Raw genomic sequence first — 21,001 nt, 5'->3', positions numbered from 1 at the left:
GTGGATGATGAAAGGCCCGCTCAGGCCCCCGCCCGGGCCACGAAGGTCCGGAAGGCGGCCAGGATGCGGGGGATAGCATCGTCGCTGATGTCCAGGTGCAGGACCAGGCGGGTGGTCGCGCCCACGGCCGCCAGGATCCCCCGGGACGCCAGGTGCGCCTCCAGGGCCCTCCCGTCGGCCTCGCGCACCGCCAGGAAGACCATGTTGGTGTCGCAGGCCTGCACCGCGATCCCCTCGATATCGGCCAGCCCGTCCGCCAGCTGCCGGGCACGGGCGTGATCCTCGGCCAGCCGCCCGACGTGATGCTCCAGGGCATGGTGACACCCCGCCGCCAGGATGCCGACCTGGCGCATGCCGCCGCCCAGGGTCTTGCGCCAGCGACGCGCCCTGGCGATGAAGGCCTCATTGCCCACCAGCACCGAGCCGACCGGGGCCCCCAGTCCCTTGGAGAAGCACAGCGACACGGAGTCGAAGCCCTCGCACAGCGCCGCCAGGGGCCGTCCACTGGCCACCGCCGCGTTGAACAGGCGAGCGCCATCCAGGTGGGTGGCCAGGCCATGGGCGCGTGCCAGGGCAATGGCCTCGGTCTGGTAGTCGGCGGGCAACACCCGGCCGCGGAAGGTGTTCTCCAGGGCCAGCAGCCGCGTCCGTGCATGGTGGATGTCCGCCCCCTTGATCGCGGCCTGCACCTTGTCCAGGGGCAGGGTGCCATCGGGGTCATGCTCGATGGGCTGGGCCTGGATGCCGCCGAGGGCCGCGGCACCGCCCCCCTCGTCGCGGTAGATATGCGCGAGCTGGCCGGCGATGAACGCGTCGCCGCGCTGGCAGTGCGTCAGCAGGGCCGCCAGGTTGCTCTGGGTGCCCGAGGGAAGGAAGAGCCCGGCGGCCTTGCCCGCCCGCTCGGCCACGGCGGCCTCGAGGGCGGCGACCGTGGGATCGTCGCCCCAGACGTCATCGCCGACCTCGGCCCGCGCCATGGCCTCGCGCATGGCCGGGGTGGGCCGCGTCACGGTGTCACTGCGCAGATCGATCATGGTCAACCGCCTCGTTCGGGTGTCGGGGAAGGGAGCCGACGGCCCCCTGTGCGGGGCGCCGCCGGCCGCGGTCTCAGGCCAGCGCGCGCTCGAGGAGCCGGGCCACATGGAGGGCCTCCCGGCCGCTGCCGTCCCGGATCTGGTGGCGGCAGCTGGTGCCGTCGGCCACCAGCACGGCATCCTCGGCGGCCTCGCGGATCGCCGGCAGCAGCGACAGTTCGGCCATCTGCATCGAGGCGTCGTAATGCTCCGCCTCGTAGCCGAAGCTGCCCGCCATGCCGCAGCAGGAGGACGCGATGGTCTCTACCTCGAGGCCGGGGATCCAGGAGAGCACCTGCTCGACCGGACGCACGGCATCGAAGGCCTTCTGGTGGCAGTGGCCATGCAGCATCGCCCGCGGGTGATCCACCGGCTTGAGGTCGAGCGGCAACTCGCCCGACACATGGGCCCGGACCAGGAACTCCTCGAACAGGAAGGCCGCCCCGGACAGGGCCTCGGCCTCCTTGCCGAAGCCGTACTGGAGGAACTCGTCGCGCATGGTCAGCAGGCAGGAGGGCTCGAGCCCGACGACCGCCACGCCCCGTCTGACATGGGGCATCAAGTGGTCCAGGGTGCGACGCGCCTCCAGCCGCGCCTTGTCGAACTGCCCGGAGGAGAGGTAGGTCCGTCCGCAGCACAGCGGCCGCTCGCCCTGCCTGACGTTGAGGTGCACCCGGTAGCCGGCAGCTTCCAGCACCCGCTTGGCCGCACGGGCATTCTCGCCTTCCAGATAGTTGTTGAAGGTATCGACGAACAGCAGCACCTCCCGCGGGGCCTGGACCACCTCACCCTGCGATTCGGCGAGGAAGTTGTCGCAGAAACGCGGGAAGTCGCGCTGCGCCGCGAGCCCCAGGGTCGCCTTGACCCGGCGCGAGAGGAACGGTACGCGTTCCACGGCACCGAGCAGGCTGGAGAACCGACTGGCCCAGGGCGCATAGCGAGGCATCTCGCCGACCATGCGATCGCGCCACGACAGCCCTCGGGCCTTCACCCGGGCAGTGCGTGCCTCGATCTTGAACTTGGCCATGTCGACACCGGTGGGACAGTCGCGCTTGCAGCCCTTGCAGGAGACGCAGAGGTCGAGCGCCTCCTTGACGTCGTCGCTTGCCAGCCCCTCATCGCCGAGCTGGCCGGAGAGCACCAGGCGCAGGGTGTTCGCACGCCCCCGGGTGAGGTGCTGCTCGTCGCGGGTGATGCGATAGCTCGGGCACATGGTGCCGGCATCGAACTTGCGGCAGTGGCCGTTGTTGTTGCACATCTCCACCGCCATGGCCAGGCCATGGGTGGGGTCGCCGGCGCTGCCGGGCTCGCCCTGCTCGCCGGTGAGCGGGTCGCGGGTGAGGTTCCACCCCGACCAGTCGAACACCGGGGTCAGCGGGATCCTCCGGTACCCCTTGGAGAAACGGAAGTAGCGCTCGTCATCCATTCTCGGGGTGTCGACGATCTTGCCCGGATTGAGCAGGTTCTCGGGGTCGAAGAGCCGCTTGACCTCCTTGAAGGCGTCGTTGAGGCTCGGCCCGAACTGCCAGGCCACCCACTCGCCCCGGCACAGGCCGTCGCCGTGCTCGCCGGAGTAGGCCCCCTTGTATTCCCGCACCAGGGCGGAGGCCTGCTCGGCGATCTCGCGCATCTTCTCGGCACCGTCGCGGCGCATGTCGAGGATCGGCCGCACGTGCAGGGTGCCCACGCTGGCGTGGGCATACCAGGTACCCTCGGTGCCATGGCGGTGGAACACGTCGGTCAGCCTGTCGGTGTACTCGGCCAGGTGCTCCAGCGGCACCGCGCAGTCCTCGATGAAGGAGACCGGCTTGCCGTCCCCCTTCATGCTCATCATGATGTTGAGCCCGGCCTTGCGTACGTTCCACAGGGCCTGCTGCTCGGCAGGCGCGGGCATGGCCACCACGCTCTCGGGCAGGCCCAGGTCGGCCATCAGCTCGTGCAGGCGCTCGAGAGAGGCGAGCTGGGCCTCGCGCTCCTCGCCGGCGAACTCCACCAGCAGCACGGCCTCGGGCCTGCCGGTCAGGGCCTTCTCGATCACCGGGCGGAAGGCCGGGTTCTCCAGCGAGAGGTCGATCATGGTGCGGTCGACCAGTTCCACGGCGGAAGGGTCCAGGGTAACGATGTGCTGGGTGAGGTCCATCGCCTGGTAGAAGGTGGGGAAGTTCACCACCCCGAGCACCTTGTGCTCCGGCAGCGGCGAGAGGCGCAGGGTGATCCGGCGGCTCACGGCGAGGGTGCCCTCGGAGCCCACCAGCAGGTGGGCCAGGTTGACGCGCGCGTCCGGGTCATAGGGCTTGGGGTTCTGGCAGTCGAAGAGGTCGAGGTTGTAGCCGCCGACGCGGCGCAGCACCTTGGGGAAGTGCTCGCGGATCTCGGGGGCCACGCCCTCGGCGATGGCCTTCACCCGCTCGGCCAATTCGCGCACCCGTCCCGAGGCCGGGAGCTGGTCGACGAACCCGAAGTGCCCCTCGCTGCCGCCGGCCAGCAGCGCGTCCACGCCCAGCACGTTGTGCACCATGTTGCCGTAGCGGATCGAGCGCGAGCCGCAGGAGTTGTTGCCGGCCATGCCGCCGATGGTGCACTGGGCACTGGTGGAGACATCCACCGGGTACCAGAGGCCGTGGGGCTTGAGCCAGGCGTTGAGGTGATCGAGCACAACCCCGGGCTCGACCACCACGGTGCGCGCCTCGGGGTCGAACTCGACGATCTCGTCGAGCCAGCGGGTGCTGTCGATCACCAGCGCCTCGCCCACCGTCTGGCCGCACTGGCTGGTACCGGCGCCGCGCGCCAGTACGGGTACCCCGGCGTCCCGGGCAATCTCCAGCGCCAGCGCCAGGTCCTGCTGGTGGCGGGGAATCGCCACGCCCACCGGCGTGACCTGGTAGATGGAGGCATCCGTCGAGTAGCGGCCCCGCGAGGCGTCGTCGAACAGCACCTCGCCCTCGAGTTCGCGTGACAGCCGGGCCGCCAGGTCGGTGACCGGCTTGATCCGGGCATCGGGGGCCCTGCCGGCCCGGGAATTGTCCTTGAGGGACGTCATGTGATCTTCCTCCGCCATGCGTGGCACTGCCGGTGGTCAGCGGGCGGCCTCGAGGGAGTGGCCGGCGAAGTAGTCCAGCGCGGCCGTCACGCCGCTGCCCTTGAGGGGCACGCCCGCCAGCTTCAGGCCCGCCTCGCAGCCGCCCAGGGTAGCGATCAGGGTCAGGTCGTTGCAGTCGCCCAGGTGGCCGATGCGGAACATCTTGCCTTTGGCCTTCCCGAGCCCCGTGCCCAGAGACAGGTCGAAGCGCTCGTAGATGATCCGGCGCACGTCGTCGGCGTCGGTGCCCTCGGGCATCACCACGCCGGTGAGCACCGGCGAGTAGACGGCCGGGTCCTGGCACTGGATCTCCAGCCCCCAGGCCTGAACCGCCGTGCGCACGCCGGCGGCCCAGCGCTGGTGGCGCGCCAGCACGTGCTCCAGCCCCTCCTCGAGCAGCATGTCCAGCGACTCGTTGAGGCCGTAGAGCAGGTTGGTGCTGGGGGTATAGGGCCAGTAGCCGTTCTGGTTGGCCTCGAGGATCTCGTCCCAGGCCCAGAAACTCTTCGGCATGCGGTTGTGGCGGCTCGCCTCGATGGCCTTGTCGGAGACCGCGTTGAAGCTGATGCCGGGCGGCAGCATCAGCCCCTTCTGGGAGCCGGAGATGGTGACGTCGACCCCCCACTCGTCGTGGCGGTAGTCGGCACTGGCCAGCCCCGAGATGGTATCGACCAGCAGCAGCGCCGGATGACCGGCGGCGTCCATGGCGCGACGCACCGCGGCGATGTCGCTGGTCACCCCGGTGGAGGTCTCGTTGTGCACCACGCAGACCGCCTTGAGCTTGTGCCCCGTGTCTTCCCTCAAGCGCGCCTCGATCATGTCGGCCTGCACGCCGTGGCGCCACCCCTCGTAGCCCGGCAGGCCGATGAACTCGGGCTCGAGTTGCAGGCGACGCGCCATCCTGTGCCACAGGGTGGCGAAGTGGCCGGTCTCGAACATCAGCACCTCGTCACCCGGCGAGAGGGTATTGGACAGCGCCGCTTCCCAGGCGCCGGTGCCCGATGCCGGGTAGATGATCACCGGGTTCTCGGTCCTGAAGACGTTCTTGACCTTGCCGAGCAGTTCCCGGCCCAGCGCCCCGAACTCCGGCCCCCGATGGTCGATGGTCGGCAGGCTCATGGCGCGCAGGATGCGATCCGGCACCGGGGAAGGGCCGGGTATCTGCAGGAAGTGGCGGCCGGCGGGATGGAAGTCGAGGTTCAGCATGAGTCAATCTCCGTGCATCTTGTTCTTGGATAATGAATGCAATCCATGTCTCGAAAAGGCGCCTACTTGATGCAGCCCTCGGCCCTCAGGGTCTCGAGCTCCTCGGCAGACAGCCCCATGCCACCGAGCACTTCATCGGTGTGCTGAGCAAACAGCGGCGCCGGATGACGGATCTGCGACGGGGTGCGCGAGAACTTGCTGGGAAAGCCGATGGTCTTCATCTTGCCAATCGTCGGGTGATCCATCTCCTGCACCATCCCGCGCGCCAGGTAGTGCTCGTCGCTCATGGCCTGGGCGAAGTCGTTGATCGGGCCCGCCGGCACCCCGGCCGCGTCACAGCGCGCGAGCCAGTCATCGACGTCGCGCTCGGCCATGAGCGACTCCAGCAGTGCCTCGAGTTCCTCGACATGCTGGCCGCGGTCGTGGTTGGTCAGGAAACGTGAGTCTTCCATCAGCTCGGGGCGTTCCAGCACGTCCCGGGCGAACCGTTCCCAGGTGCGCTGGTTGGCGCAGCCCAGCATCAGGTAGCCGTCACGGGCCTTGACCGCCTGGTAGGGGGCCGAGACCCGATGGCGCCAGCCGGTAGGCTCGGGTACCCGGCCCTCGGCAAAGTAGGCCGCCGCCTCCCAGGTGAACCAGGGCAGGCCACACTCGGTGATGGCGATGTCGATGTGCTGGCCCTCGCCGGTGTTCATCCGGTGAATGACGGCGGCCAGGATGGAGTAGGTGGCGGTCAGCCCGGCACCGATATCGTAGACCGCGATGCCGGTCTTGAGCGGACGACGCCCCGGCTCGCCGGTCATCGACATCAGCCCGGTCATGCCCTGGGCGACCAGGTCGAAACCGCCCTTGTGCTTGTAGGGGCCGGTCTGGCCGTAGCCGGAAATCGAGCAGTAGACGATGCCCGGGTTGATCGCCTTGATGGTGTCGTAGTCGATCGCCAGCGACTGGGTGACCCCGGTGCGGTAGTTCTCGACGATGACGTCGGCATCGCGCGCCAGGCGATAGAAGATCTCCCGGGCCCGGTCCTCCTTGAGGTTGAGGGAGATGCTCTTCTTGTTGCGGTTGATCTGCGAGAAGCAGGTCGACTCGTCGTTGACGTAGGGGCCCATCTGGCGGCTGTCGTCGCCGCCGTTGAGCTTCTCGACCTTGATCACCTCCGCGCCCATGTCGGCCAGCACCATGGTGCAATAGGGGCCGGCCATGATCTGGGAGATGTCGAGGACCTTGAGGTTCTGCAGTGGCAGCATCGGTGTGCTCCCTCCTTGGGGGTCTGTCGGCATGGCTAGCGGCCCGTCCACTCGAAGGGCGTCTTGTGGACGAACCGGTTCACCGCCGCCTTGAAGTCGTCGCTCATGTAGCAGGTGGTGACCCAGTCGTCCCCGGCCTCGGGGTCGGGACGACGTTCGGCCAGCACCCGTCCCACCAGCGCCTTGCTGGCCTGGACGGTGAGCGGGGCGCGCCCCGCGAACTCGGCGGCGATGGCGGCCACCTCCTCATGGATCACCCCGGCGTCGAACACCCCGTTGACCAGCCCCGCCTCGCGGGCCTCCTCGGCGTCGAACAGCCGGCCCATCATCAGCGCCTCCTTGGTGCGGGCCACGCCGACCATATCGACCAGCCGCGAGACGTTGGTCATCGACAGGGTATTGCCGAGCGTCCTGGCGATGGGCACGCCGAACTTCATGGTGGGCGTGCAGTAGCGGAAGTCGCAGACCAGCGCCAGGGCCGCCCCGCCCCCCACGCAGGCCCCCTCGACCAGGGCAATGGTGGGCCTGGGCAGGGCCTCGAGCTTGCCCACCACCCGGTCGATGCGCCGCTCGTAGCCGATGGCATCCTCGGGGGCGGCGAAGTGCGTGAACTGGGAGATGTCGGTGCCGGCCACGAAGGCCTCGCCCCCCACCCCGTGCAGCACCACCGCCACCACCGAGTCATCCTCCGCGAGCCGGTCGCAGCAGGCCTCCAGGGCGTCGTACATCGCCCAGGTCATGGCGTTGCGGTTCGCCGGGCGGTTGAAGCCGATCCAGGCGATTCCGCCCTCGCGGCGGACGATCAGGGCATCGTCGGACATGGGAATCCTCCCCTCGGGATCATCGGGTTCATCGGTAGAACAGCTCCACCAGGCCCATGGGGACCACCGGCACGTAGGTGACCAGCATCAGCAACACGAACAGCAGGATCATGAAGGGCACATTGGCCTTGGCCACGTCCCAGATGTCCGCCTTGGCCACCGAGCAGGCCGTCATCAGCACGCTCGCCACCGGAGGGGTCTGCTGGCCGATGGCCAGGTTGAGGGTGACGATCATGCCGAAGTGGACCGGATCGATGCCGACCATCATCACCAGCGGCATGACGATGGGCACGGTGAGGATGATGGCGGCCGCCGAATGCAGGATCATGCCGATCGCCAGCAGGAAGACGTTGAGCAGCGCCAGCACCATGTACTTGTTGCTGGTGAAGTCGCCGATCACCGCGGCCAGCGTCTGGGGCAGCTGGGCGCGGGTGAGGAAGTCCCCGAGCAGGGCGGAGCTCGCCACCAGCAGCATGACCACGGCGGTCTGCACCCCGCCCTCGACCATGGCCCCGCGCAGCGTACTCCAGCGCAGCTCGCCGTAGCGGAAGCTGATCAGCAGCGCCGCCAGCACCGCCAGGGCGGCGCCCTCGGTGGCGGTCATGAAGCCGCCGAAGATACCGCCGAGGATGATCAGCGGCAGCAGGAAGGCGAGGCTCGCCGCCTTGAAGGTGGCCCACACCCGGGACAGCCGGAAGGTCTCCTCGACGGGGTAGTTGTAGCGGACGGCGAAGTACCAGGCGAGCGCCATCATCGACAGCCCGCCGAGCAGGCCGGGGACGATGCCGGCCACGAACAGCTGCACCACCGAGGTATCGGCCATGGCGGCGTAGAGGATCATCGGGATGGACGGCGGGATGATGATCGCCAGCGACGCCGAGGACGAGGTGATCGCGGCGGTGAAGTCCGCCGGATAGCCCTTCTTCTTCATCGCCGGCATCAGGATGGAGCCGAGGGCGGCGACGTCGGCCACTGCCGAGCCCGAGATCTCGGCGAAGAACAGCGAGGTGCCGATGTTGACCATTGCCAGCCCGCCGCGGATGAAGCCGAGCAGCGCCGAGGCGAAGTCGATCAGCCGCCGGGAGATGCCGCCGGTGTTCATGATCGCCCCGGCCAGCACGAACAGCGGGATGGCGATCAGCGGGAACTTGGTCGAGCCATCGAACATCACGATGGGGAAGCTGAGCAGGCTGTTCGGCCCCTGCAGCACCAGCATGGCGACCAGGGATACGGCGCCCAGCGCCACGGCGATGGGCACGTTGATGAAGATCATCGCCAGCCCGGAGAGCAGGATCAGGGCAGTCGTCATTGCAGTTCCTCCACGATGTCCTGCTCCGAGGGCGGGCGCCTGCCCTGCCAGGCCTCACGGAGGATGGTGGGCAGGTTGATCAGCTCGGCGATCACGTAGAGCCCGGCGCCGATGGGGATGGTCGACTGGGTGACGGCGATCGGGATCGGCACGCTGACCAGGGTCGAGCCGCCAAGGATCTGGATGGTGCGCACGCCATAGAAGGCAAGCAGCACGAAGAAGGTGATGATGATGGCCTCGCCGATCAACACCAGAGTCACGCGCACCACCGGTGGCCGCGAGTAGACCAGGCCGGGCACGCTGATATGGGCACGCTTGAGGGCGGCGAGAGCGGCGCCGTAATAGGTCACCCAGGCCAGCATCACGGCCGCCACCTCGTCGTACCAGCCGAGAGAGTTGCCGGTAAAGCGAAAGGTGACACCGAGCAGCACGACCACCGCCAGGGAAACCACCAGCAGCATGGTGATGACTTCGAGCAGCCACTCGAAGCCGGATCGCAGTCTCGCAAGGGACATGGAAGCCACTCCGTCGAGCAGAGGAGGGAGACCGCCCCGGGTGTGGGGCGGTCCTCGGTCGGGGGTTCGAAGCGGGCTACTCTTCCTGGCCGAGCGCCAGTACGCGGTCGACCAGGTCGCCGCCGCCTTCCACTTCCTCGTCGAAGAGATCGTAGATGGGACCGCTGGCATCGATGAACGCCTGCTTGTCGGCCTCGTTGACCTCCATGCCGGCAGCCTCCATCTCGCCGAGGAGCTCCTCATCCTGCCGGGCAGCGGTCTCGTAGACGAAGTCCTGGACCTCCCGGGCCGTCTCCGCCAGCACGTCGCGGACGTCCTCGGGCAGGTCCTCCCAGTGGTTGCTGGAGACCACCACATAGGCCGGCGTGTAGACGTGGTTGGTCATGGACAGGTAGTCCTGGACCTCCTGGAACTTCTGGGAGTAGATCTGCACCAGGGGGTTCTCCTGGCCATCCATGGTGCCGGTTTGCAGCGCGGTGAACACCTCGGAGAGCGCCATGGGCGACGGGTTGGCGCCGTACTCCTCGAACATGCGTACCCGCCAGGTGCCCTTGGGCGTGCGCAGCTTGAGGCCGTCCAGGTCCTCGGGCGTGTTGATGGGCCGCTCGTTGTTGGTGATCTGGCGGAAGCCGTTCTCCCACACGGCGAGGATCTTGTAGCCCTCTTCCTCCGCCAGCGGGAAGAGGTCGGGTTCGAGGACCTCATCGATGACCCGCTTCATGTGCTCCCGATCCTTGATCAGGTAGGGCATCTCGAACAGGCCGAACTCGTCGACCACCGAAGACATGACGGTGGACGGCAGCGTGAAGGTCAGCTGGCCGAGCTTGAGCTTCTGCATCATGGAGCTGTCGCCGCCCAGCTGGCTCGACCCGTAGACCACTACCTCGTAGTCGTCGCCTAGCCGCTCGTTGGCCCGCTCGGCGAACTCCTTGGCGGAGGCATCGAACAGCGAACCGGGATTGCCCACGTGACCGAACTGCAGCTCGGTCTGGGCGAGACCGAGCGCTGGCGTCAGGCTCAGGGCCAGTGAGGCGCTGGCGAATGCTGTCTTGATCATCTTCATCGGATACTCCAGTGCTGACTTGTTGTTGTAGGTGTCCTGCCCGGTTGTGGCGCCTTCCCGGGCAGTCTCCAGGCCGTGGCGGCTCATGGAGGGCCACCCGGGGTACCCCGGCGGCCCGAGTCATCCTCGGCCATCCAACGGCGCGGTGAGTCCGACCGTCACGAATTCAATCTGAATTCAAAATTCATTATTCGGTATTAAACTTTGGTCGAGCGCGCCCCCCCGGATCAGTCGGGCTCCAGCCCCCAGGCCAGTCCCGCCGCCTCGATGCCGGCGATGGCGGCGGCCTCGTCCTCGCCCGATGAGGCGCCACTGGCGCCGACGGCGCCGATCACCCGGGCGTCGTCGTCAAGGATCAGCACCCCGCCGGGCACCGGGACGAAGTGCCCGCCCGAGGCTGCGGCCACGCTGGCGAGGAAGGCCGGTCGCTCGGCATTGCGGGCGCCGACCACGCCGCTCGAGGCGCCATTGCCCAGGGCGGCGAAGGCCTTGCCCTGCGCTACCGGGAAGCGCAGCGGGGCACAGCCGTCCTCGCGCTCGGCGGCGACGACGTGCCCGCCACCGTCGAGCACCACCACCGTGAGAGGCTCCATCGAGGCCTCACGCGCCCTGGCGAAGGCCCCGTCGAGAATGGCCCTGGCCCGGGAACGGCCAAGCTGGAACTGACTACGGAAGACCTTGCCGGCCATGGGAAACTCCTGAATGTTCGTCGAGGTGGATATTGGTTGTATTTTGAATTCATAATACCTTTCGTGAAATAATGCCAGCCTGGCCCGTACCCACCCGAGGGGGAACCGGCAGGCCCGGCAAAGCGGCCGGCGCCCCGGCCGGGACCACCAAGGACGCCATTGCCTCGAGGGACCCATGCCATGAGCAAGATCCATCATCGCAGCCTCTACCTGGAAGTGGCCGACCGCGTCCGCGAACTCATCGAGCAGGGGGATCTCGCACCGGGCGAGCGGATATCGGAGAAGCAGCTCTGCGAGCGGTTCGGGGTATCCCGTACGCCGCTGCGGGAGGCGCTGAAGGTCCTCGCTTCCGAGGGTCTGATCGAGCTGCTGCCCAATCGCGGCGCCAGGGTCGTGCGCCTGACCCTGAAGATGGTCAAGGATACCTACGACCTGATGGGGGCCCTCGAGGGGCTGGCAGGCGAGCTCGCCTGCCAGAACATCAGCGACGAGGAGATCAAGGTCATCCGCGCGCTGCATGACGAGATGCTCCGGCACTATCGCGATCGCAACCTGCCGGACTACTTCCAGGTCAACCAGAGGATCCATGAGGGCATCCTGTCCGCCTCGGCGAACGAGGTGCTTCAGGAGACTTACAGCAACCTCAACCAGCGAGTGAAACGGGTCCGCTACTCGAAGAAGATGACCGACGACTTCTGGCGCAAGGCCGTCCAGGACCACGAGCACATGATCCTTGCCCTGGAGGCGCGAGACGGCAGGCGCCTGGGACAGATCCTCCGCGACCACCTCTGCAACAAGCTCGAGGTGGCCTCGCTCGCCGGCGTGATCGAGGACGAGACCACCCTCGATGTCGCCACCTCCTGACCCTTACTCCCAGCCCTCGAGGCGCATGGCCGAGCGCTCCAGTCGCTGGTCCTCCGCCTCGATCTCGCGCAACTGCTCGCCCACGCCGGAGAGATGCTCCAGGGCGACACGCCGGGCGAGGACCGGCTTGCCCTCGATGACCGCGCGATAGAGCCGCGCATGCTGGCGATTGATCATCTCGCGGGAGCTCGGGCGGTGATAGAGGTTCTTCACCGAGGCGAACACCGAACTCAGCAGCAGGTCGGTGAGGCTCTGCAGGGTGTGCACCAGCACCGGGTTGTGGGACGCCTGACAGACGGCCAGGTGGAAGCCGTGATCGAGCCGTGCCAGGCGCTCGACATCGATCGACTCGGCGCTCTCCACATAGTCGACCATCTCCCGATAGCGGCGGGTAATCAGCACCCGGTCGGAGGGCGTGCCCCGGCTGGCCGCCAGGCTGGCCGACTCGCCCTCGAGCAGGGCCCGCACCTCCAGCAGGTCGAACAGCGTCCGCGGGTGGTCGCGGAAGAGATGCATCAGCGGCGTGTCCTGGGCCGCCGTGACCAGCTCGGCCACCACCGAGCCCCTCCCCTGCCGGGTGACGATGACCCCCTTGCTGCGCAGCGTCCTGAGCGCCTCCCTCAGGGAGGCACGGGAGACCTGCAGCCGCTCGCTCAGGCGCCGCTCGGAGGGCAGCAGCTGACCCGGGCGGAACACGCCGTCGAGGATCAGCTCCTCGAGCCTGGCCGCGATGGCATCGGGCGTGCGTGAGGTGGTGACCAGCTCATCATGGTAGCGGGGCATGATGGTCTCCTCCGGGGGGATGTCCTACCGTGGCGCTAGGGTGTACCTTGGAAATACTTTCCAGAATTATACTCACAACTGGTCTGACCAGCGAACCAGAGACTGGACACGCCCGTCAAGAAAGCACAGATTGAAGGCCACAACCGGTCATTGCCCGGCCCGCGCGGGTCATGGGCCATCCAGCGAGGAAGCCACATGAACATCCTCTACGACGAGCGGCTCGACGGCGAGCTGCCGGACATCGACAAGGCCGACGTCCTGGCCGACCTGCAGCAGGCGGCGCCCGGGCTCACCCTGCTGCACCGCGAGGAGGACCTGCGCCCCTTCGAGTGTGACGGCCTCTCCGCCTACCGCGTGCTGCCCATGCTGGTCGCCCTGCCCGAGACCCTCGAGCAGGTCGAGACGCTGATGAAGCGCTGCTGCGCCCTGGGCGTGCCGGTGGTGACCCGCGGCGCCGGCACCGGCCTCTCCGGCGGCGCCCTGCCCCTCGAGAAGGGCGTGCTGCTGGTGATGTCGCGCTTCAACCGCATCCTCGACGTGGACCCGGACGCCCGCATCGCCCGGCTCCAGCCCGGCGTGCGCAACCTGGCGATCTCCGAGGCGGCGGCGCCCTACGGCCTCTACTATGCGCCAGACCCCTCCTCGCAGATCGCCTGCTCCATCGGTGGCAACGTGGCCGAGAATGCCGGCGGCGTACACTGCCTGAAGTACGGGCTGACCGTGCACAACGTCATGAAGGTGGAGGTGATCACTATCGAGGGCGAGCGCATGACCCTGGGCAGCGAGGCGCTGGACGCCCCGGGCCTCGACCTGCTGGCCCTGTTCACCGGCTCCGAGGGCATGCTCGGCGTGGTCACCGAGATCACCGTCAAGCTGCTGCCCAAGCCCGAGACCGCCAAGGTGCTGATGGCCAGCTTCGACGACGTCGAGAAGGCCGGCCGCGCGGTGGGCGACATCATTGCCGCGGGCATCATCCCCGGCGGGCTCGAGATGATGGACAAGCTCGCCATCCGCGCCGCCGAGGACTTCGTCAAGGCCGGCTATCCGGTGGAGGCCGAGGCCATCCTGCTCTGCGAGCTGGACGGCGTGGAGGCCGACGTCGACGACGACTGCGCCACCGTGCGCGCGGTGCTCGAGAAGGCCGGGGCCACCGGCATCCAGCAGGCCCGCGACGAGGCCGAGCGCGCCACCTTCTGGGCGGGGCGCAAGAACGCCTTTCCGGCGGTGGGCCGCATGTCGCCGGACTACTACTGCATGGACGGCACCATCCCGCGCCGCGAGCTGCCGCGGGTGCTGAAGGGCATCGCCGACTTCTCCGAGGAATATGGTCTGCGGGTCGCCAACGTCTTCCACGCCGGCGACGGCAACATGCACCCCCTGATCCTCTTCGATGCCAACCGCCCCGGCGAGCTGGAGCAGGCCGAGGAGCTCGGCGGCAAGATCCTCGAGCTGTGCGTCGAGGTCGGCGGCTCGATCACCGGCGAGCACGGCGTGGGCCGCGAGAAGATCAACCAGATGTGCGCCCAGTTCAACCCGGGCGAGCTGGCTACCTTCCATGCGGTCAAGGCGGCCTTCGACCCCGAGCGCCTGCTCAATCCGGGCAAGAACATCCCCACGCTCGCTCGCTGCGCCGAGTTCGGTGCCATGCACGTGCACAACAATGAACTCCCGCACCCCGAGCTGCCCCGATTCTGAGGATTCCCCATGGTGGAGATACGCCCCCAACCGACCGACCAGGACATCAGCGAGGCGCTCGCCGAACGCGTTCGCCGGGCCACGGCCGAGGGCAGCCCGCTGCGCCTCGTCGGCGGTGATACCAAGGCCTTCTACGGCCGCCCCGTCGACGGCGAGCCCCTGTCCACCCGCGAGCACCGCGGGATCACCTACTACGACCCGGTGGAGCTGATCGTCTCGGTGCGCAGCGGCACGCCGCTGGCCGAGCTGGAGGCCACCCTGGCCGACAACGGCCAGATGCTCGGCTGCGAGCCGCCCCACTTCGGCGCGGACGCCACCGTGGGCGGCATGGTCGCCACCGGCCTCTCCGGCCCCCGCCGGCCCTGGGCCGGCAGCGTGCGCGACTTCGTGCTGGGCACCCGGGTGATTAACCACGAGGGACACCAGCAGCGCTTCGGCGGCGAAGTGATGAAGAACGTCGCCGGGTACGACCTGTCGCGGCTGATGGTGGGCGCCCAGGGGACCCTGGGGCTGATCACCGAGGTCTCGCTCAAGGTACTGCCCAGGCCCGGCGCCTGCCACAGCCTGCGCCTCGAGATGCCGCTGGCCGACGCCCAGACGAGGCTCGCCGAGTGGGGGCGGCACCCGCTGCCCATCACCGCCGCCGCCTGGCACGCCGGCGCCCTGCACCTGCGCCTGGAGGGCGGGCCCAGCTCGGTTGCCGCCACCCGCGAGCGCCTCGGCGGCGACGAACTGGACGCGGACTTCTGGACGGCGCTTCGCGAGCAGACGCTGGACTTCTTCTCCCGGGAGGACACCCGCGCCCTGTGGCGCCTCTCGCTGCCCCACAACACGCCCTCGCTGGCGCTTGCCGGCGTCCAGGAAGCAGACCTGCTCCACGACTGGGCCGGCACCCAGCGCTGGCTGCGCAGCGACCTGCCCGCCGACACCATCCGCGAGGCCTGCGCCCGCGCCGGCGGCCACGCCACCTGCCTGGGCTCCCGCGAGGGACCGGGCCAGCCCGACCCCTTCATGCCGCTGGAACCGGTGGTGGCGAAGTACCATCGAAACCTGAAGGCCCAGCTGGATCCGAAGGGCATCTTCAACCCGGGCCGACTCTACGCGGAGCTCTGAGATGCAGACGCACTTTACCGAGGAAGACCTCAAGAAGCCCCATATCCGCGAGGCCGACCGCGTCCTGCGCACCTGCGTTCACTGCGGCTTCTGCAATGCCACCTGCCCCACCTACCAGTTGCTGGGCGACGAGCGCGACGGCCCGCGCGGGCGCATCTACCTGATGAAGGAGATGCTCGAGAGCCCGGAGGACGACACCCAGGTCACCGAGGAGACGCGGCTTCACCTCGATCGCTGTCTCACCTGTCTCAACTGCGAGACCACCTGCCCCTCCGGGGTGGAGTACCACAAGCTGGTCAATATCGGCCGTGCCGAGATCGAACGTCGCGTGCCCCGCTCGCTGCCCGAGCGCACCCTGCGCTTCGGGCTGCGCAAGGCCCTGGTGGACCCCCGTCGCTTCAAGGCGCTGCTCAAGCTGGGCCAGACCTTCCGGCCGCTGGTGCCAGGCACCCTCAGGGACAAGATGCCCCCGGCACCGGTGGATGCGGGCGCCCGCCCCGAGGGCAAGCGCCACGCGCGCCAGATGCTGATCCTCGAGGGTTGCGTGCAGCCGGGGCTCTCGCCCAACACCAATGCCGCCACCGCCCGGGTACTGGATCGTCTGGGAATCGGCCTGACCCCGGCCCCCGAGGCCGGGTGCTGCGGCGCCATCGACTTCCACCTCAACGCCCAGGAAGCCGGCCGCGCGCGCATGCGCGCCAACATCGACGCCTGGTGGCCCCACGTGGAGGCCGGCTGTGAAGCCATCGTCCAGACCGCCAGCGGCTGCGGGGCCTTCGTCAAGGAGTATGGCGAGATGCTCGCCGACGATCCCGACTATGCGCACAAGGCCGAGCGCATCAGCGCGCTCGCCCGAGACCTGGTGGAGGTGCTGCACGACGAGGACCTCGCTGCCCTCGAGGTGAAGGAGCGGCGCCGGCTCGCCTTCCACTGCCCCTGCACCCTGCAGCACGCCCAGAAGCTCGGTGGCGCCGTGGAGCAGGTGCTCGGCCGGCTCGGCTTCGCCCTCACCCCGGTGCAGGACGCCCACCTTTGCTGCGGCTCGGCAGGTACCTACTCCGTCACCCAGCCGGAACTTGCCACCCAGCTGCGCGACAACAAGCTCGATAACCTCGAGGCCGGCAACCCGGAGGTGATCGTCACGGCCAATATCGGCTGCCAGACCCACCTGGCCGGCGCCAACCGCACTCCGGTGAGGCACTGGATCGAGATCGTCGACGAGGCACTGGCATGACGGATCGTCACCGCGCTCAATCATTCAGCTGCCAGACCCACCTGGCCGGCGCCAACCGGACCCCGGTGCGACACTGGATCGAGATCGTCGACGAGGCACTGGCATGACGGATCGTCACCGCGCTCAATCATTCAGCTGCCAGACCCACCTGGCCGGGGCCAACCGCACCCCGGTGAGGCACTGGATCGAGATCGTCGACCAGGCACTAACCCCCTAAGGAGAACACCATGCAGACCAAGCCCGTACTGACCCTGGATGACGTCAACGCCATCCTCGACGCCGCCCAGCAGGAAGCCCAGGCCAACGACTGGGCCGTGACCGTGGCCGTGGCCGACGATGGCGGCCACCTCCTCGGCCTGCGCCGCCTCGACGGTGCCCCGCCCTTCAGCGCCGACGTCGCCACCGAAAAGGCGCGCAACGCCGCCATCGGACGCAAGGAGACCCAGGTCTTCGAGGACATGATCAACAACGGCCGGACCGCCTTCGTGACGGCCCCCATGCAGGCCCTACTGGCCGGCGGTGTCCCGGTGCTCGTCGATGGCCAGGTGGCCGGCAGCGTCGGCATCTCCGGCGTCAAGCCGGACCAGGACGTCCAGGTCGCCAAGGCCGGCGTCGCCGCCATCGGCTGAGCGTCTAGCGCCCTGCTCACGACGAGGCCCCGCTTGTGCGGGGCCTTTCTGATGGCAGTGACGCTCGCCGCCGGGGCATGGAACTCCCCCCGGGAATGGTCCAGACTGAGATGATAGCCGGGCAGACCGACGCGACAAGCGCGCAGGGAGGGCTCAGTGGCGGGAGGATGGTCGAAAGATGGCGCCGTCCAGGAGCAGATCGACAGCACCGTCGAGGATGCCCTGGCGCGCTCGCGCCGGCAATTGCCGGACGGCGAAAGCGCCGAACACTGCGCGCAGTGCGGGGACCCCATCCCCCAGGCGCGCCGCGAGGCGATAAGGGGCGTGCGCTTCTGCGTCACCTGCCAGGCCGAGCGAGACAAGCGCCCGTCGGGCCACGCCGGTTACAACCGCCGCGGCAGCAAGGACAGCCAACTGCGCTGACGCGCCCCGGCTTCCGGCCGAATGCGCCCTGTCACTCAGGATGCCCCTTCCTCATCGTCCGTCTCGTCAGTCTGCTCCTCACACTCCTCCTCGTCCGCTTCATCGGGGGGGCACCCGAACCAGTTCTCCGTCGGTTCGGCCCCGCCTCCCGGCGCCTCCGTGGTGCCCTGCTCTTTGAATTCAGACTTGTCGAGATGCTCCTGCATTCGCTCGTTGGACTCCTCTGGGCCGGTCTCGCTACCGGAGGATCCCGAGGACTCCTGGGCGACTGCCGTCGTCGCCAGAAGGGAAAGGGCCAGGACGGCCAGCAACGTGTTCATGTGCAGACTCCTTGCAAGTGGTAAGGGGGGGCATGCCGCTCCTTGAGCTAAGCGGCAATCCAGGGGGACCACAAGGGGAATCTCGTCACGGGAGTCTCCCTCGCATTCAGCTCACTGCCCGCGGCAGCCTTGCTTGATGCTCCCGGCCCGGCGTTAGCGGGAGACGGTTCCGCCGGCAGGGGACCGCCATGCCCCCTCCCTTTCCTGTCCGGCCGCGCGGCAACACGCTCGGCAAGGCCAAGGGTGCGTCATGGCGAGGACGTGCGGCGAAGCTCGCCGTTCAGCGCCATGATGATGGAGTAGCACATCAGCAGCATCACGATGGAGAACGGAATCGCCGTTGCCGTCACCCCGGCCTGAAGCGCCGACAGGCCGCCGCCGAGAAGCAGCACGATGGCGACCAGGCCCTCCACCGTCGCCCAGAACATGCGCTGGGTCCTGGGCGCATCGACCTTGCCGCCGGCCGTGATGGTGTCGATCACCAGGGAGCCCGAATCCGACGAGGTCACGAAGAAGATCAGCGCCAGGACGATGCCGAGGGTGGACATCAGCCCCGTCAGCGGCAACTCGTTGAGCATCCCGAACAACGACAGTTCGGGGCTGTAGTTGTCGATCACGTACTCCTTGACCAGGCTGGCGTCCGGGTTGGCATAGAGCTGGTCGAGCGCCGTGGCACCGAAGACGCCCATCCAGATGAAGATGAACAGGCTGGGAATGACCAGCACGCAGGTCACGAATTCCCGGATGGTGCGGCCCCGCGAGACCCTGGCGATGAACATGCCGACGAAGGGCGCCCAGCTGATCCACCAGGCCCAGTAGAAGATCGTCCAGTCCTGGCGATAGGCATCGTCGTCGCGCCCGAAGGGCGCCGACAGCGCGACGAAGTCCGTCACATAGCTCACCAGGCCTGTCCAGAACCCGTTCAGGGCCACCAGCGTCGGGCCGGCGAACAGCACGAAGAAGAAGAACAGCACGGCCAGGATCATGTTGAGCTCGGAGAGCTTCTTCACACCGCCCTGGAGACCGCGCCAGACGGACACTAGCGCCACCGCCGTCACCAGGATGATGATGATGACCTGAGTGGCGGCGCTCACCTCCAGGCCGAAGACGAAATTCATCCCCGCATTGGCCTGCTGTGCGCCGAGCCCGAGGGAGGTGGCCAGGCCGAACAGGGTGGAAAAGACCGCCAGGATATCGATGACATGCCCCCACCAGCCCCAGACACGATCGCCGAGGATCGGGAAAAAGGCCGAGCGAATGGAGAAGGGCAGCCCCTTGTTGAACGTGAAGATGGCCAGCGCCAGGGCCATCACCACATACACGGCCCAGCCGTGGATGCCCCAGTGGAGGTAGGTGCCGGCAATACCCAGGGCGGTTGCTTCGGGAATGGCCTCTGGATCCAGCGCTCCGTCGGCCCCGAAAGGCGAAGGGATGCCGAGCGGCAGGGAGACATTGGCATGATAGACCGGCTCCAGCACGCCGAAGAACAGCAGCCCGATGCCGATGCCGGCGGCAAACAGCATCGCGAACCAGGAGAGATAACCGTAATCCGGCCGGGCGTCAGGACCACCCAGCCGTATCGATCCGTAGGGCAGCAGCACGAGCGCGATGCAGAACAGGATGAAGAAATCGACCACGATCATGAAATACCAGTCCAGCGAGCCGGTCGAGAAGCCGACGATGGACTGGAAGATGCTCCCGGCTCGCTCGGGGAACAGCAGGGTGAGCACGATGAAGACGACCGACGCGAGCGCCGATACGACAAAGACTCGGTTATGAATATCAAAGCCGAAAGGCCCCAGCTGCCCCTCGATATTATCCTGGCCAACGACGTAATCCGTCTCCATGTCGCTGTTGGCGGCGTGCGATGACGGATCGTTCGTCGGGTCGCTCGGATCACTCATGGCAGACTTCCTCTGGCGATGGGATGTCAAGGAGCATCAGTTTACCATGCTCTTCTTTCCGGCCTCTGGCAGCATGAGGCCCGGATTCAACGTGTCGAGGATGCCATGCCACTGCTCACCTTCCTGCCCCCGCTGGGCGCCGTGCTGATCTGGTCGGGCAACATGACCATCAACCAGCTCACCGTGGGCAGCATCGCCCCGAGCAGCATCGCCTTCCTGCGCTGGGTGCTGGCGCTGGCCGTGCTGACACCCTTCGTGGTGCCCGTGGCCTGGCGCCATCGCGACGCCATCCGCCGCCAGTGGCCGAAGCTCGCCCTGCTGGGGCTGCTGGGCATGGCCATGTGGCAGGGACTGGCCTATGTGGCCGCCGAGACTACCTCGGCCACCAACATGGGCATCCTCGCCGCCATGGTGCCGCTGTTGACCGTGCTGCTCAGCGCGCTGATCCTGCGCGAGGCCCCGAGCCTCGGCGGCACCCTGGGCGGGGTGCTGGCACTGGCCGGTGTGTCGGTGCTGCTGGGGCATGGCGACCCGCGGTCGCTGCTCGAGCTCGAGGTGGCCCTCGGTGACCTGCTGATGGTCGTGGCCGCCACCTGCTATGCCCTCTACGGAGTGATGCTCAAGCGCTGGCCCCTGGACATGCCGCCCTGGGTGGTGCTCTACCTCCAGGCGGCCTTTGCCACCCTCTTCCTGCTGCCCGGCTACCTGCTCGGCCCCATGACGCCGGTGGATGGTCACAACGTCTGGCTGATCCTCTATGCGGGCATCCCCGCCTCGATCGTCACCACCTTCCTGTGGATGCGGGCCATCCGCCAGATCGGTGCCAGCCAGGCCAGCATCTTCATCAACCTGATGCCGGTGTTCAGCGCCCTGATCGCCATGGCCCTACTCGGCGAGCGGATCGCGCCGTTCCACCTGCTCGGTGGGGCCCTGGTGCTGGCGGGGGTCATCATGGCCCAGACCCTCACCCGGCCGCTGGGGCGGCTCTCGGCAGGGGCGACGCGCCTCGACCGGGGCCCGCGCTGAGCATG

At 68.0% G+C, this 21,001-nt stretch carries 19 protein-coding genes; 7 read left to right on the top strand and 12 right to left on the bottom strand.

The window, feature by feature from the left end; all coding sequences use genetic code 11:
* Nucleotides 1-20 precede the first annotated feature (20 nt).
* From ltaE to QLQ83_RS09395, 9 genes are all read right to left on the bottom strand, one after another.
* Nucleotides 21-1,034, bottom strand: coding sequence for a low-specificity L-threonine aldolase (ltaE, locus tag QLQ83_RS09435; protein ID WP_282735273.1), 1,014 nt, complete (start codon nucleotides 1,032-1,034; stop codon nucleotides 21-23).
* Nucleotides 1,035-1,107: 73 nt separating this feature from the next.
* Nucleotides 1,108-4,113, bottom strand: coding sequence for an FAD-binding and (Fe-S)-binding domain-containing protein (locus QLQ83_RS09430; RefSeq protein WP_282735272.1), 3,006 nt, complete (start codon nucleotides 4,111-4,113; stop codon nucleotides 1,108-1,110).
* Between the two features lie 36 nt (nucleotides 4,114-4,149).
* Nucleotides 4,150-5,358 (bottom strand): pyridoxal-phosphate-dependent aminotransferase family protein, encoded by a 1,209-nt coding sequence (locus QLQ83_RS09425; RefSeq protein ID WP_282735271.1) that lies wholly within the window; start codon nucleotides 5,356-5,358, stop codon nucleotides 4,150-4,152.
* Between the two features lie 62 nt (nucleotides 5,359-5,420).
* A complete protein-coding gene (locus tag QLQ83_RS09420; protein WP_282735270.1) occupies nucleotides 5,421-6,608 on the bottom strand; it encodes a CaiB/BaiF CoA transferase family protein in 1,188 nt (395 codons plus the stop codon).
* A 35-nt stretch (nucleotides 6,609-6,643) separates the two neighbouring features.
* Nucleotides 6,644-7,429: an enoyl-CoA hydratase/isomerase family protein gene (locus tag QLQ83_RS09415; protein WP_282735269.1), complete on the bottom strand. Its 786-nt coding sequence runs from the start codon at nucleotides 7,427-7,429 to the stop codon at nucleotides 6,644-6,646.
* 28 nt (nucleotides 7,430-7,457) lie between these two features.
* Nucleotides 7,458-8,738: a TRAP transporter large permease gene (locus QLQ83_RS09410; RefSeq protein WP_282735268.1), complete on the bottom strand. Its 1,281-nt coding sequence runs from the start codon at nucleotides 8,736-8,738 to the stop codon at nucleotides 7,458-7,460.
* The gene (locus QLQ83_RS09405) at nucleotides 8,735-9,253 is read right to left on the bottom strand and encodes a TRAP transporter small permease (protein ID WP_282735267.1); all 519 of its coding nucleotides are present in this window, start codon (nucleotides 9,251-9,253) and stop codon (nucleotides 8,735-8,737) included. Before QLQ83_RS09405 ends, QLQ83_RS09410 begins: the two co-directional genes overlap by 4 nt.
* Nucleotides 9,254-9,329: 76 nt before the next feature.
* The gene (locus QLQ83_RS09400) at nucleotides 9,330-10,403 is read right to left on the bottom strand and encodes a TRAP transporter substrate-binding protein (protein WP_282735266.1); all 1,074 of its coding nucleotides are present in this window, start codon (nucleotides 10,401-10,403) and stop codon (nucleotides 9,330-9,332) included.
* Nucleotides 10,404-10,543: 140 nt separating this feature from the next.
* Nucleotides 10,544-11,005: a GlcG/HbpS family heme-binding protein gene (locus tag QLQ83_RS09395; RefSeq protein WP_282735265.1), complete on the bottom strand. Its 462-nt coding sequence runs from the start codon at nucleotides 11,003-11,005 to the stop codon at nucleotides 10,544-10,546.
* 180 nt (nucleotides 11,006-11,185) lie between these two features.
* Between QLQ83_RS09395 and QLQ83_RS09390 the strand changes: the two genes are divergently transcribed.
* Complete coding sequence (locus tag QLQ83_RS09390; RefSeq protein WP_282735264.1) at nucleotides 11,186-11,869, top strand: GntR family transcriptional regulator; 684 nt, start codon at nucleotides 11,186-11,188, stop codon at nucleotides 11,867-11,869.
* Nucleotides 11,870-11,872: 3 nt separating this feature from the next.
* On the opposite strand, the gene glcC is transcribed toward QLQ83_RS09390, so the two are convergent.
* A complete protein-coding gene (glcC, locus tag QLQ83_RS09385; RefSeq protein WP_282735263.1) occupies nucleotides 11,873-12,652 on the bottom strand; it encodes a transcriptional regulator GlcC in 780 nt (259 codons plus the stop codon).
* Nucleotides 12,653-12,847: 195 nt separating this feature from the next.
* Between glcC and glcD the strand changes: the two genes are divergently transcribed.
* From glcD to QLQ83_RS09360, 5 genes are all read left to right on the top strand, one after another.
* Nucleotides 12,848-14,347 (top strand): glycolate oxidase subunit GlcD, encoded by a 1,500-nt coding sequence (gene glcD / locus QLQ83_RS09380; protein WP_282735262.1) that lies wholly within the window; start codon nucleotides 12,848-12,850, stop codon nucleotides 14,345-14,347.
* 9 nt (nucleotides 14,348-14,356) lie between these two features.
* Nucleotides 14,357-15,460 (top strand): glycolate oxidase subunit GlcE, encoded by a 1,104-nt coding sequence (gene glcE, locus QLQ83_RS09375; protein WP_282735261.1) that lies wholly within the window; start codon nucleotides 14,357-14,359, stop codon nucleotides 15,458-15,460.
* 1 nt (nucleotide 15,461) lies between these two features.
* Complete coding sequence (glcF, locus tag QLQ83_RS09370; protein ID WP_282735260.1) at nucleotides 15,462-16,694, top strand: glycolate oxidase subunit GlcF; 1,233 nt, start codon at nucleotides 15,462-15,464, stop codon at nucleotides 16,692-16,694.
* 227 nt (nucleotides 16,695-16,921) lie between these two features.
* Nucleotides 16,922-17,323, top strand: a complete 402-nt coding sequence (locus QLQ83_RS09365) for a GlcG/HbpS family heme-binding protein (protein ID WP_250060435.1) — start codon at nucleotides 16,922-16,924, stop codon at nucleotides 17,321-17,323.
* Between the two features lie 156 nt (nucleotides 17,324-17,479).
* Nucleotides 17,480-17,746 carry a DksA/TraR family C4-type zinc finger protein gene (locus QLQ83_RS09360; RefSeq protein WP_282735259.1) on the top strand — a complete coding sequence of 89 codons (267 nt, stop codon included), beginning with the start codon at nucleotides 17,480-17,482 and terminating at the stop codon, nucleotides 17,744-17,746.
* 35 nt (nucleotides 17,747-17,781) lie between these two features.
* Here the strand turns inward: QLQ83_RS09360 and QLQ83_RS09355 are convergent, their stop codons facing one another.
* Together QLQ83_RS09355 and QLQ83_RS09350 are read right to left on the bottom strand one after the other, a co-directional pair.
* A complete protein-coding gene (locus QLQ83_RS09355; protein ID WP_282735258.1) occupies nucleotides 17,782-18,066 on the bottom strand; it encodes a hypothetical protein in 285 nt (94 codons plus the stop codon).
* Between the two features lie 248 nt (nucleotides 18,067-18,314).
* Nucleotides 18,315-19,970, bottom strand: a complete 1,656-nt coding sequence (locus tag QLQ83_RS09350; protein WP_282735257.1) for a BCCT family transporter — start codon at nucleotides 19,968-19,970, stop codon at nucleotides 18,315-18,317.
* 105 nt (nucleotides 19,971-20,075) lie between these two features.
* Between QLQ83_RS09350 and QLQ83_RS09345 the strand changes: the two genes are divergently transcribed.
* Complete coding sequence (locus QLQ83_RS09345; RefSeq protein ID WP_282735256.1) at nucleotides 20,076-20,996, top strand: DMT family transporter; 921 nt, start codon at nucleotides 20,076-20,078, stop codon at nucleotides 20,994-20,996.
* Nucleotides 20,997-21,001 lie beyond the last annotated feature (5 nt).

The organism is Halomonas rhizosphaerae, assembly GCF_030010555.1.
Taxonomy (GTDB): domain Bacteria; phylum Pseudomonadota; class Gammaproteobacteria; order Pseudomonadales; family Halomonadaceae; genus Halomonas; species Halomonas rhizosphaerae.
Note: the sequence above shows the minus strand (reverse complement) of the source record. Positions and strands in the feature narration are given on the sequence as shown.